This window comes from bacterium, from assembly GCA_026708015.1.
In the GTDB taxonomy this organism is placed as follows: Bacteria; Actinomycetota; Acidimicrobiia; order Acidimicrobiales; family Bin134; genus Poriferisocius.
This window is the reverse complement of sequence record JAPOVT010000003.1, coordinates 208438-221227: the sequence shown is the minus strand read 5'-3', so window position 1 is coordinate 221227 and position 12790 is coordinate 208438. Positions and strand designations below refer to the sequence as shown.

At 65.1% G+C, this 12790-nt stretch carries 11 protein-coding genes and 1 tRNA gene; 3 read left to right on the top strand and 9 right to left on the bottom strand.

Features of this window, described 5'->3' with window-relative positions; translation table 11 throughout:
• The 4 genes from OXG30_01580 to OXG30_01565 form a co-directional block, all read right to left on the bottom strand.
• Positions 1-603, bottom strand: a 603-nt coding sequence (locus tag OXG30_01580) for a hypothetical protein (protein ID MCY4133591.1), incomplete at its 3' end; no start/stop codon positions are given.
• Positions 604-1104: 501 nt separating this feature from the next.
• Positions 1105-2277 carry a hypothetical protein gene (locus tag OXG30_01575; protein MCY4133590.1) on the bottom strand — a complete coding sequence of 391 codons (1173 nt, stop codon included), beginning with the start codon at positions 2275-2277 and terminating at the stop codon, positions 1105-1107.
• Complete coding sequence (locus OXG30_01570) at positions 2277-3227, bottom strand: alpha/beta hydrolase (protein ID MCY4133589.1); 951 nt, start codon at positions 3225-3227, stop codon at positions 2277-2279. The genes OXG30_01575 and OXG30_01570 overlap by 1 nt, the downstream gene beginning before the upstream one ends.
• Positions 3227-4192, bottom strand: coding sequence for an alpha/beta hydrolase (locus tag OXG30_01565; GenBank protein ID MCY4133588.1), 966 nt, complete (start codon positions 4190-4192; stop codon positions 3227-3229). The genes OXG30_01570 and OXG30_01565 overlap by 1 nt, the downstream gene beginning before the upstream one ends.
• 89 nt (positions 4193-4281) lie before the next feature.
• Between OXG30_01565 and OXG30_01560 the strand changes: the two genes are divergently transcribed.
• The 3 genes from OXG30_01560 to OXG30_01550 are packed head-to-tail and all read left to right on the top strand — an operon-like array spanning position 4282 to position 7082.
• Positions 4282-5409 (top strand): LLM class flavin-dependent oxidoreductase, encoded by a 1128-nt coding sequence (locus OXG30_01560; protein ID MCY4133587.1) that lies wholly within the window; start codon positions 4282-4284, stop codon positions 5407-5409.
• A gap of 22 nt (positions 5410-5431) precedes the next feature.
• Entirely contained in the window at positions 5432-6253 is an 822-nt protein-coding gene (locus tag OXG30_01555; GenBank protein ID MCY4133586.1) for an enoyl-CoA hydratase/isomerase family protein, read from the top strand.
• Between the two features lie 46 nt (positions 6254-6299).
• Complete coding sequence (locus tag OXG30_01550; protein ID MCY4133585.1) at positions 6300-7082, top strand: hypothetical protein; 783 nt, start codon at positions 6300-6302, stop codon at positions 7080-7082.
• An 868-nt stretch (positions 7083-7950) separates the two neighbouring features.
• On the opposite strand, the gene OXG30_01545 is transcribed toward OXG30_01550, so the two are convergent.
• The 5 genes from OXG30_01545 to OXG30_01525 all read right to left on the bottom strand — a co-directional run bounded on the left by OXG30_01545 (position 7951) and on the right by OXG30_01525 (position 12787).
• Complete coding sequence (locus OXG30_01545) at positions 7951-9375, bottom strand: putative DNA binding domain-containing protein (GenBank protein ID MCY4133584.1); 1425 nt, start codon at positions 9373-9375, stop codon at positions 7951-7953.
• 204 nt (positions 9376-9579) lie between these two features.
• Positions 9580-9652, bottom strand: a tRNA-Thr gene (locus tag OXG30_01540).
• Positions 9653-9664: 12 nt separating this feature from the next.
• The gene (locus tag OXG30_01535) at positions 9665-10774 is read right to left on the bottom strand and encodes a hypothetical protein (GenBank protein ID MCY4133583.1); all 1110 of its coding nucleotides are present in this window, start codon (positions 10772-10774) and stop codon (positions 9665-9667) included.
• Positions 10767-11369 (bottom strand): dTMP kinase, encoded by a 603-nt coding sequence (gene tmk, locus OXG30_01530; GenBank protein MCY4133582.1) that lies wholly within the window; start codon positions 11367-11369, stop codon positions 10767-10769. Before tmk ends, OXG30_01535 begins: the two co-directional genes overlap by 8 nt.
• Positions 11366-12787: an MFS transporter gene (locus tag OXG30_01525; GenBank protein MCY4133581.1), complete on the bottom strand. Its 1422-nt coding sequence runs from the start codon at positions 12785-12787 to the stop codon at positions 11366-11368. The genes tmk and OXG30_01525 overlap by 4 nt, the downstream gene beginning before the upstream one ends.
• Positions 12788-12790 lie beyond the last annotated feature (3 nt).

Genomic DNA, 12790 nt, shown 5'->3' with positions numbered 1-12790 from the left:
CGTGTTGCCGCCGCCGTTCCCGTTTGTTGTGGGCGTGGGATCGGGGGTGGGCTGGGGCGTCAGGTCGGGCGTCGGGTTGGGCGTGGGATCGGGGGTGGGCTGGGGCGTCGGGTCGGGCGTTGGGTTGGGCGTTGGGTTGGGCGTCGGGGTGGGGCATGGTGTGGAACCGCCGCACGGCAGGTTGGGGTTCGGGTAGTTCGGCGCTGGCGTCGGCTTGGGCGTCGGGGTGGGCTTGGGTCCGCATCCTGTTCCGCTGGAGTTGACCGGGAGTCCCGCTGCTGCACAGATTTGTGCCTGGGTCATGCCGCAGAAAAGCCCGGTGCATGGCTTGGGGGCGGGCGTGGGCGTGGGGTGGGGGTCGTGGACCGTGCGGGTTCCGGTTCTGGTTTCCATGACCGTGTAGGTCACGGTTCTGGTGTACGGGGCCACCCTCACCTGCCAGCAGCCCAGATAGATGCACACCGTCTTGTAGTTGTAGGCGGGAACCGTGCGGGTCTTTTGAACCGGGACTTTATAGGTGTAGGTCTCCTGCCGAGGTGGGTGGGCGTCGGCGGTTGGCGTGTCGTCGGGCAGCGCGAGCACCAGGCCGGTAGCCAGCAGCACCACCGGCAGCAGAACCGCCAGCCAGCGGAACCTCCCCCCGCTCGCCCCGTCGCCTTTCTTGCGCTCGCCCGTTGTGGTGGCCCCCTTCGGAAGGTCGGGTTTTCCACTCAGAAGAAGCCCACGGCCAAAATTGGAAATGAATGCGGGCACGCACCTGGCAATCACGATAAAAAAGCGCTTCATGGGACATTGAAATACCGCGGGCCCACCCAGAAGTCAAATCAAAGACGCGGCCAATCCTGGACATCTGCACCACACCACCCATGTCACAGCAATAAAGGCTTCGCATTTGACAGCCTCAGAGAACCGCTTGATCCTGCCGTTGGTCCCATAGCACCCAACGGCGCATCAGTATCTACACGGCGTAGTTCGCCAACAAGGCCAAACCGTTGCGGGCCAGGGCCTTGGCCTCGCCAACGTCAATCAAGGGTCGAGGCCCAGCAGTCGAGGAAGCACCCTCGTCACTCTGGTGGCGAGGTCGGCAGCCACAGATGGATCACATCACGTCCTAAATCGATGTCTTAGGTGGGATTGGCGGGTGGCCAGGTCGGCAGCGTGCTCTTGGGGGGTGACGGTGGGGTGGTCGGCGGGCAGAGCATAAGCCACATCGGCGAGGGCCACCACTTCGGTGGTGGGGGCCATGGCATGGTCGCCGGTGGGCCAGAACCAGCGCAGGGTACACAAGCCGTTGCGGCGGTTGGCGTTGTCGAGCCAGTTGGCGACGCCGGGGTCGGTGCCGCATACCACATAGCGCACTTTGCCGTCAGAGGAGATCGTGGTCTGGGTCTGGTTGCGACAGGAGATGTGGGCGTAGGTGTCAACCAGCTCGAACGTGCCCATCATGTAGAGCTGGGCACCCCAATAGTGGGCCTCGGGCACTTCGGCGGTCACGATCAGGGCCTGGTCGGGCTCTAGATCCCAGAAGCAGAACTCGTAGCGGGCCATGGACAAGCCCTTGGACACCTCCAGGGTGCGGTTGGTGAAGGTGTTGTCGATGCGCTCGGCTCGATTCATCACCATGTAGGCGTTCCACCGCTCGATGGAGTCGGTAATCTGCATCATGGCCCGACGCACCCGGGTGGCGAGAGCCGGTCCGTCGAGCACGGGAGCGGGCTCGGGGTCGAGGCACTCGATGGTGAAGAAGGCCGGCTCGTCGGGCGTCCAGTCGAAGTAGTACTCCCGTATCGACGCCGACAGCACCCCGTCGGGAATGGCCACTGCGCCGGGCTCTTCGCCCCCGAGCAAAATCTCGAAGTCGTCGTGACGGGCGAGGCCCAGGTCGTGGGCGGTGATGGTGGCCTTGGTGCCCCAGATGTCGTTGTGCATGAACCCGGCCCGCAGGGCGATGATGAAATCGTCGCAACCGTGCATGTTGCCGGTGATGCGGTACCGGCAACCGGGCTCGATGCGGGCGTGGCGGTACACGTTGTCGGCGTTGGGGCCGCCCCACTGGGTGATCAGATCGTTCTGGCGGCTGAACTCCGGGCGGGCAGGGTCGGCATGGAGCACTTCCCAGCCCAGAAACGCCACCACGTTGTCGGCCAAATGCTCCAGCATTTCCAAGTCGGCGCCGTCGCCGGTGGGATAGGGCGGGGCCACCACTTCGCGGCCCATCTGCTTGAGCAGATCGCACCACTCATCCCAGGCCTCGACCGCAGTGCCGATGTCGTTCACTACGCAAACCTTGCCAAGAACGGCTCCACCGCGGCCAGAAAACCGGGGGTGTTCTGGCCGTGGACGTTGTGGCTGCAATCAGGCACGGTCACCAACTGCCCGCTGGGAAGAGCATCGGCGAACCGCTCAGCGGCCTCAGCGGTGAGCACCCAGGAGTCGGCGCCTCGCACCAGCAGCACCGGCTGAGCGATGAACTCGGCGTCCTCCAGGGTGAAGCGGTCGCCAGCCCGGCGGTGTTCGGCCCCGTGGGCCAGCCGGGGTCCGTGGTCCACCTTGGAGATGTAGGTGCCGTCGACCCGCTGGAAAAGGTTGTACTTGACCGTTCGCTCGATGTGCTCGCGGCTGCGATAGGGGTCGTACTTCTGCACCGCGGCCACAAAGTCATCCAAGTCTTGGAACTCCCGGTTCTCGGTGACGAAGGTGCGAATCACCTGGGTGCCCACCTCGGAGATCTCAGGGCCGATGTCCACCAGCACGATGGCCTTGGCCAGGTCGGGGTGGTCGAGGGTGAGGCGCATGGTGTTCATGCCCCCCATGGAGTGGCCCATCACGATGGGGTCGGCCACCCCGAGCGCCTCACAGAAGGCGGCGGCGTCGGCGGCCATGGCGCCCGAGGAGTAGTCGGCGTCGCGGGCCCATTCGCTGTCACCGTGGCCCCGCTGGTCGAGGGCCAAAACGTGGTAGCGGTCGGCCAGCGCCAGGCTGACCAGGTCCCAGGAGTGGCACGACTGGTTGCCGCCGTGAAGCAGCAGCACGGTGGAAGCGTCAGAGCTGCCCCACTCGGAGAAGTGGAAGCGGTGATGGCGGGCCACGATGTTGCGCGACGCATAGGTGATGTCAGAACCGTGGGGGATGCCGAGGTCGGCCGCGCTGGTACACAGGCTCTCGAACTCGGCGGTGACCGTCATGTCCAGGGGTTCAGCCGTGGAGGCGAACTCGTTGAGGTGCATCAGCCGCTTCCCTCCTTCAGGTCAGCGTAGAAATACTTCACCAGCTCGTTGAACACATCGGCCCGCTCCCACTGGAGGAAATGGCCGCATTCGGGGATCACCACGGGCCCCACCCGATTGGCGAAGGCGATCTCGCAGCGCTTGGGGAAGTCCTTGGGCACCACCTGGTCGTCGGGGCCGTACAAAATGAGCGTGGGGGCCTGGACCTGGGTGCCCATCATGGGCGGCTCGGTCATGGGTCGACCGTATTCCAGTTGGTACACCGACCAGCCCGCGGCCAGCCGCTCCAGATCGGCGAACGGCTCGGTCATGAAATCGATGTCGTCCTCCTCGAAGGAATGCTGGGAGGCCCACAGCCGATGCTCATAGCAGTCGCGCACATAGCGGCGGCGGCGCTCGGGGGTGTCGAGGTCGGCCCGGAGCTGGTCGGGGTCGCGGCCCTGGCGGATGCGGTAGTCGCCGGTGGGGCCGTGGGGCAGCGGGTTCAACGACAGGCCCCGCTCGGTGTACCAGTCCACCTGGTCGACGATGAAGGGGGCCACGGTGTTGAAGAACACCATCCGCTCGGCGAACTCGGGCCAGCGGTTGGCCATGTCCACGATCACCGCGCCGCCCACGTCGCCGCCCAGCAGTCCGACCCGCTCGTGGCCGAGCACGTCGTGAACCAGGGTGTGGATGTCGCGGGAGTACAGGACCAAGTCGTACTGGTCGTTGTCAGATAGGTCGGAGTCGCCGTAGCCCCGCAGGTCGGGCACGATCACCTCGTAGCCGGCCTCGGCCAGCGGGATGATGTTGCGCCACCAGATGCGCTTGGTCTCGGGATAGCCGTGGACCAACACCAGGGGGTATCCGCCCTCTCCCTCGCGGATGTAGGCCAGCGACAGGTCGCCATCGACCGGGGCCCGGTGGATGGCGAAGGCATCGGCGGGCGGAGTGGGGGGCTGGTCGGGTCGGATGGGAAGCACGGCCCGGAAGCCTATTCGCTTGCGCACTTAGGCCCGGAGGCGGGCGGGATGCTAGGAAATATCAGCCGAAAATCCACAGAGAGGCCGACATGGAGTTTGGACTGTTCATCCAGGGATACGTGCCCCAGCATCGCCGGGACGTCGACCCCGATGCCGAGCACACTGCATTCATGGAGGAGTTGGAGCTGGTTATCGCGGCCGACAAGGCCGGGTTCAAGTACGTGTGGCTGCCCGAGCACCACTTCCTCGACGAGTACTCCCACATGTCGGCCAACGACGCCATCGCCGGGTACCTGGCCCACGCCACCGAGCGCATCCACATCGGCTCGGGCATCTTCAACCCGCTGCCCCAGGTGAACCACCCGGCCAAAGTGGCCGAGCGGGTGGCCATGCTCGACCACCTCACCGGCGGCCGGTTCGAGTTCGGCACCGGCCGAGGCGCCGGCAGCCACGAGATCCTGGGCTTTCTGCACCGGGAGGGCATCACCGACACGTCGCATACCAAAGAGATCTGGGAAGACGTGATCGGCGAGTTCGCCAAGATGTGGACCCAGGACACCTACGAGGGCTACGAGGGCAAATTCTGGTCGCTCCCGCCCCGCAAGGTGCTGCCCAAGCCGTGGGGCAAGGGGCATCCGGCCATGTGGTACGCGGCGGGCAACGTGACCAGCTACGCCATGGCCGCCCGCAAAGGCCTCGGTGTGCTCGGTTTCTCGGTGGGCGCCCTCGATGAGCTGGCCCCGGTGCTGGAGGCCTACAAACACGACATCGTCAACGCCGAGCCGGTGGGGGCGTTCGTCAACGACAACCTCATGGTGACCACCGGGGCGTTCGTGGCCGAAACCGATCAGGGGGCCGTGGACCACGCGCTGCGGTCGTCGATGACCTATCTCCAGTCCAACGTGTTCCGCTACCACGACACTTTCCCCCGCCCCGAATGGGTGCCGCCATGGCCCCAGACCATCCCCATGCCGACCGCTGATGAGCTGTGGCAGAGCGTCGGCCAGCCGGGCAGCGTGATGGGCGACCCCGACCAGGCCCTCAAGGGCTGTCAGCAGTGGGCTGACGCCGGGGCCGACCAACTGGTGTTCGGCATGGGCTCCAGCGAGCGGGCCGACGACCTCAAGACCATCGAACTGCTGGGCAAGCACGTGATACCCAAGATCGACACCGACCCGGTACACCGCACAACTCGCCTGCGCGAGGCCGCCGCCTAGACAGACAACTAGGGTCTGAACCATGGCTGACGACCCGGCCGGCCACCCCAACGCGGTCATCGACATCGACGAGGGCATCATTACGGTCACCCTCGACCGCCCCGACAAGCTGAACGCCATCAGCCATGAGATGACCGCGGCGCTGTGGGATGCGGTTCTGGCGCTGGGCGACCGCGACGATCTTCGCTGCATGGTGATCACCGCCAAGGGCCGCTATTTCACCGCGGGTCAGGACATCTCCAGCCCAGCGGGGAACCGGCCCGGCGACCCCGAGACCATGGACCAGCACCCGGGGTGGAATTTCCGCCGGGACTACCGCAGCCACCACCTGCTTTACGACGAGATGGAGGCGGTGGAGAAGCCGGTGATCATGGCCATCCAGGGACGCTGCCTGGGGGCGGGGGTGGAGATGGCCGGATCGGTGGACTTCCGTTTCTGCACCCCAGAGGCATCGTTCCTGTTGCCGGAGGTGAATTTGGGGAGCATCGCCGGAAGCGGGGGCACCAGCAGGCTGACCCGGCTTATCGGGCCCAGTTGGGCCAAGTGGATGGCGATGGCCACCATGGAGGTCGACGCGGAGCAGGCCAAGTCGATCGGGCTGATGCATGAGGTGTTCCCGGCGGAATCGCTGATGGACGAGGTGTACGCGTTTTGCCGCCACCTGATGTCGCTGCCCATTGAGGCGCTGGGACTGGCCAAGATGGCGGTGGACGTTTACGCCGACGTGACCGACCGGAACATCCAGCGGCAGTTCGACCGGGTGGCGGTGTACTCCACCCAGCACGAGTTTGAGAAGTCAATGGAGCGGTTCGGTTTCGGGAAGGACAAGAACCCTAAATCTTGAACAGCCGGCGGCCGGGAGCATGGAGGCCCCAGGATAGTGTTCGAGTGTGATTCGCCGGATGTGGGCTCTATTGCTGGCGCTGGTCCTTGTGGTGGCTGGCTGTGGCAACGACACAGAGGAGCCGGAGGTGCCCGCCGATGAGGTAGCCGCCGAAGAGACTGTGAACCTGGACGAGATTCCGACGGTAGTCGTCCCGACGCCGACCCCAACGCCAACCCCAACCGCAATCCCTAGACCCGCCTCCATCCCCTTCCCGGAACTCCTGGTGTGGCCCAGATTCGAGCCCGAGGTGTGGCCGAGCACCCCTGATGAGGCGGCGGCAGGCTTCGCCCAGCAGGTGGCCCGCGGAGAAAGGGCCGCCGTGCCTCGACCGGCCGTCCAATCCGAAATGACGGCCACCGCCGAGCTGCCCAGGCTGGCCGAGGACGGCTCGCCGTTCGGGTTGGCCACCACCATCCTTATGCAGCAGGTTCAACTCGACGACGGCGCCCTGGCCTGGGTGGTGATCAGCGCTCAATCTGAGGACATCGTGGTGGAGTCCCCGGCAATCGGCGAACTGCTGGCCGGCGGCACGTTGGTGCGGGGCGAAGGCAACGGTTTCGAGGGCACGATCGTGTTCCAAATTGAGGACCAGGACGGCCTGCTGGGCTTGGCCTTGGCCCAGGGTGGAGCCCTCGGTCAGAACCTCCCGTTCGAAACCTCGCTACCGTTCGACCAGCGCCCCGCCTCCGGCGATTGGGCAACCCTGACCGGCTACACCACCTCCGCCGTCGACGGCAGCATCTCCTCCCTCACCATGCTCCCCATGCGATTGGTGGACGGCTCGTAACTGAACCCTATCCTTAGCGTCTACGCCTTGGCCTTGAGATCCTCAAGCGTCAGGTACTCCACAAGATCGGTACCGGTCTCGGCCTGGTGCAGCGCCTCGACAGTTTCGGCGTTGGGAAGTCTCATCAGGGCACCATAGCCTTGTCAGACCTCGCTGGGCAGGCTCCGGAGCCCGCTGGAGTCTCTGACCAGGCCGGCGTGGGCATCCCGGAGCCGGCTGATGTGTGAACCGGCGAAATTGGTTGTGCTTCCACACCACCACCGATAGCCTCTGATCAATCTTCCCCGCCTGGTCTGCTTTGCAGGGCATGGCGGGGCTATTTTTTGCCCAAAGTCATGTGGTTCCATGCCCGATACCAGAGTCGCAGTATTCATCGACTATCAGAACGTCTACCACTGTGCCCGCGACCTGTTCTTCCCATCCGGTAGGGCTGCTCCTTGGCTGGGAAGCGTTGATCCTCTCCGACTGGGCGAACTCCTGTGCCGCCTCGGGCACGCAATAGACCCAGGACGCAGGCTAACGGGGATACGGGTGTACCGAGGCCAACCCGACGGGCGCAGCGGCGTCAAGCTCAGCCAGTCATTCGACAGGCAGGTATCAGGTTGGAGGAAGCATCCGTTTGGACTGCCGACCAGGCACGCGTGGGCCTAGCAGATGCGGTCGATGGCCACCACTGCCTCGCCGACGGGATATCCAGGCGTCAGTACCAGCCACTGGTTCCGGGTGAATCCTTCGCCGGGTCCAGCTGGGTCGTATCTGCTCTAAAATATTTAGAGTAGATACGAGTAGAGCCGAAAACCCAGCGTACAGGGGGGTTTCGGCCGATGAGTCTTTAATTCCAGTTGAGCCTTGTTGAGAGTAAACGCCCTCAACGAGCCTGCTCGCGCACCTGCCAATAGGCCCACGGGTCGTTGCGCGACCGCCCTCGCCACTCGATGAGCCCCAGCTCGCGAAGTCGCCCGAGGTCTTTGAGCACAACAGGGCGAGACCATCCGCTGGCGTCCACGGCATCGCCAGTAGACAGACCGTCATGAGCACGCAGCAGGCTCAGAATCTGTTTCTGCCGCGGCATGAGCTGCTGTTCGAGAGCCACGTTCACCGTGAAGCTCGACAGCGTGAGCTGCACCGATGTCGATGTCTGGGTATAGGCGGGGTCAGCGAGACCGGCGCTGCGCATCTCGTCAAACATGCGCCGGATGCCTTCGCCGAGTTCCTGCCCAAAGCGCAATTCGGCGCACACGCGGGCTATGCGAGGATTGCGGGCGAATCGCATCACCTCACGCGGGTCGGCCGGGTCGGACAGACCGGGAAATCGGCCAGGGCTGTGAACCTCGATCCGGTCGTCGAAGATCTCGATCCGTATGTGATCCCCCGAATAGCTATAGGAGCGATGCACCACGGCATTGACCAAGCCTTCGAGCCATGCGTCTGCGGGGACGATCGGCATGTCCTCGAATCGACCGTGGCGTCCCAAAACCCGTCGACTCGGGATCAAGCTCATGATCGCCTCTCGCGCCGCGGTGAGCTGGTGCGGCAGGGGGCCATCGAAGCGCACGTCAGAGTCGATCTGCTGGTGGCGTCCGGAGCGCCGCTCGCGGCCGCGATAGCGCACGACGCGCACATCAGCCTGAGGGAGCCACCTCTGCGGCGTCGGGGCAAACAACAGCGCTGCCGCCACCGTGACCTCGTCGCCGGCGGTCACGAGTCCCCGGGCCGCCAGCAGCCGCCTGGGGTCACTGGAGCCGGCCGCCCGTGCGTACTCGCTCAGCAGACCGGCATTGAGATCAGCGACGCTCACCTCCGGCAGCGTGGCTGCCTCGTATGCCGCCTGCCCCTTGTCGGCGAGCAGTTCGCGGCGCTGGTCAAAACGCAGCTTGCGCGTCTCGTCGCCCACTCGCAGGTAAGCCGTATCGTCGGTGGTGGCATGCACGACGCCTGACGCCTCCACCCGCAGCACGAGCAGGCGGTCGGCGTCGCCGCGGTGATTGATGCATTCCACGAGCCGGGTCTCGCACGGCACGGTCGGCATGGTGAAGTCCATGGCGGCTTGTTGCCAGCCCGACAGCGATTCAGCGCCGGCGGCGTTGATTCCCTCCACTCGCCCATCGCTGAGTCCGATGACGATGGTGCCGCCGTCGGCATTGGCGAACCCCACGAGCACCTCCCCGAGCTGTCGCGCCCCCAGCCGTGGACCCTTCCGGTCGAACCATTGATCCTCCGACAGCCCGTGCAGGAGCGCTCCGCGTTCCTGCACGTCGGCGGCCAAGGCAAGGTCCGAGGTTTTGGCTGTCATCGGCGAGCTCCTGACATCGTGTTCCGCATGCCCACCTTACTCTAAAATATTTAGAGTAGTTTAGAGCAGAACCAAAAACCCAGCGTTCATTGGGGATTCGGGCGACGGATCATTGACTCCAGTTGAAACTTGTTGGGAGCGGGCCGGGTATGCGGAGACGGCGTGGTTCTATGTCCTGTGCGGCTATTGCGAAGCTCCCCGCAGAGCCCGAGAGGAGAATCGAACTCCTGACCTATTCATTACGAATGAATTGCTCTGCCGACTGAGCTACTCGGGCGCGGGCGTCAGGCTACCAGTGATGCACCCGGGGTAAAGACAGGAAAAGGGCTTGGAGCAGGAGGGGCTCGTTGGGGTTTCGGACCAGGCCGGCGTGGGCGTCGCGGATGCGGGTGATAGCGACCACCGCTTCCTGGGGGTGGTGGTCGTCAGCAATTTGCTGGCGGTAGAAGGCGGCCAGGGTGGCCAGTCCGAATCGCAGCTCGTCAACCCGCAGAAGGCGCTGCTCGCGGCGGTGGCGGGCGTCCATCTCTCGGCGGAGACGGCCTTGGGGGCCCACGTCGGCCTCTACGCGGGCCAACTCGTCGGACTCGGTCCGCTGGCGAGCCGTCAGCGGCTCCTGAGCCTCGTCGATTAGCGCCCGCAGCTCGTCGACCAGCGCCGACACCGTGTTCCCGGTGCCGTCCAGTCGGGCCGGCGCGCCAGCCCACGCTTGACGCCGAGCGCTGAGGCTGGCGTCGGTGGCCAGCAGGCGAGCCCGGCTCACGTCTCCCGCGGCGGCGGCCACGATGTCGCCTAGCCCCTCAGAGCTCACCCCCTCGCGCTCGAGGATGCGGCGCACATCCTCGTCGGGCACCGGGTCGAACTCGACGATGACGCAGCGGGAGGCCACGGTGGTGTGGTCGGGAGGGATCTCTTCGCTCAACAGCACGATGACCACGGTGGGAGGCGGCTCTTCGATGGTCTTGAGCAGGCTGGCCACTGCCTCGGGCTCAGCGGTGTGGAACCGGTCGCAGACGATCACCTTGTGTCGCCCTTCCACCGGGCTGCGAGACGCTTCAAAGATGATCTCGTCGGCCTCGGCCACCCGAAGCGTCCGACCCTCGGGTTCGTGGACGGACAGATCAGGATGGCGACCCGACAATGCCAAGCGGCGACTGCGAGAGTCGGTTCCGATCAGCGATGCGGCAAAAGCCAAAGCGGCGGTGCGCTTGCCGGTGCCCCTCGGGCCGCAGAACAGATAGGCGTGAACCGGCTGGGCCGCCGCCGAGGCCAGGATCTCGGCTGCCCGGGGCTGACCCTCCAACCGAGCCCAGACATCGTCGACGGCATCGTCGATGCCGGGCAGCGAGTCGCCCAGCGAATCGGGTGGCCGCACATCCAGGTTCAACGAGTCAGACACCGAGTCGATCCCGAACCGCGGCGTACACCGCCTCGGCCACTTCTCCAACCGATCGGCCTCCGTCAAGCACCACCCACCGCTCAGGGTCCTGCTGGGCCAGGGTTCGGAATCCGTTGAGCACCCGCTGATGGAAGTCGGCGTTCTCAGCTTCGATTCGGTCGCCGGGCGATGACTGGCGAGACCGGGCCACCTCCTCGGACACCTCCAACAAAACATTCAGGTCGCTTTGTAGACCACCGGTGGCAAACAGCGACAGGGCCAGAACATCGTCAACCCCCAAGTGGCGTCCGAAGCCCTGATAGGCCAGGGACGACCCGATAAACCGATCGGTGACCACGTGAATCCCCGACTCCAAGGCGGGTCGGATCACCTCGGCAACGTGCTGGGCCCGGTCGGCGGCCATCAACAGGGCCTCGGCGTGGGGAGACAGCGCCAGATCGGGCGAATCCAACACCAGCGAGCGAATCCGGGCCCCCGAATCGGTGGCGCCCGGCTCGAAGGTCAGCACCGCCCCCAATCGCTCAGCAAGGAGCTTGGCTTGCGTGCTCTTGCCAGCAGCCTCGCCGCCCTCGAACGCAATTAGGCGACCGGTCATGGGCTGGCAGTCCGTCCCCCGGCCCTGCTTCGGGTGGCCAGGGTCAAGAAACCAGCGGCCACCATGATGAGAGCGGCCAGCCACAGCGTGAGGCGAACTCCGGGGATGATCACGTCAAATCCAAGAATATTCACCTCCTTGTCGAAGAACTTGTCCGACAGCCCGTTGAGGAACAGGGCCAACGCCGGTCCGAGCAACAGAGCGAGCATCACCGACGACCGCACCAGCGTGAAGAGACCGGCGAATACCCGGGCTCGCAGCTCTTCGGTGGCACTCTCCTGGAGCAAGGTGATCCCCAACACGTAGACCGTACCCGCGCACACTCCGAGCCCGCCGACGAGCAACGCCGACCCCACCAGGGTCCACATAGAAGTGGCCACAAACAGGCACGCACCGGCCCCGAAAACGGCAGCCAGAAAGACCTGCTCCTTGTGCAGGCGGTTTTGCCGAAGGGTCAGCCCGGCGATGCCGATGGCCACGCCGATACCCAGAGCCACCATGAAAGCGCGGAATCCGTCACCGCCATCAACGTGCAGCACATCTTCGGCAAACACCGGTCCCAGCGGAACGATCATCCCCCCGCCGATCAGCCCGACGGCCAGGGCAACATTCACCGTCCGCACGGTGGGGTTCAAGAAGATGTAGCTCCACCCGTCGCGCAAGTCCCGAAATACCTGCTCCGGCGCCCATACCCGGGTCGAGCCCTCGTCCTGCTCACTGGTGGTCTGCGGTCCCCGGGGCAGGGCAAGCCGGGAAATGATCGCCGCGGAGGCAATGAAGGTTGCCGCATCTATATAGAACGCCATCGACTCGGCGTCGATGCGCAGAAAGTCGACGGCACTGACGCGCTGGATCACCGTGGCCAAACTGGCCAGACCGATGGACACGGCCGCAGCCAGTGGGAATGTGCCGTAGGCGGCTACCAAGGAAAGCGAGTTGACCGCGGTCAGCTTCTCCCGGGGAACCAGATTGGGCACCGAGGATTCCTTAGCCGGGGCCCACAGCAGGGCAAAGCCCTCCAGAATGAGCGAGGCCAGCACAAGCTGCCAGACGAAGTCCACGAACGGCAGCCACAGAATGGTGGCGGCCCGCCCGATATCGCATACCACCATCGTCCGCTTTCGGTCCCAGCGGTCCACCAGCACCCCGGCGGCCGATCCGAAAATGAGTCCGGGAAGGAAGCGGGCGATCATCACGTAGGCCACCGACGCCTCCGGGGTGCCGCCGCCCACGCGGTCGGCGGTGATGAGGATGGCGAACAGGGCCAACCAGTCGCCCCCGGAGGAGAAGATCTGGGCAATCCACAGCCGAAAGTACTGGGCGCTTCCGAAAATCCGGTCAATCCGAGCAGAAGCCACCGCAGAGGAATTAGGGACAGGAGCGGGCCCGGGCACCGCAGAGGACTCGTCAAAAGCCATGCC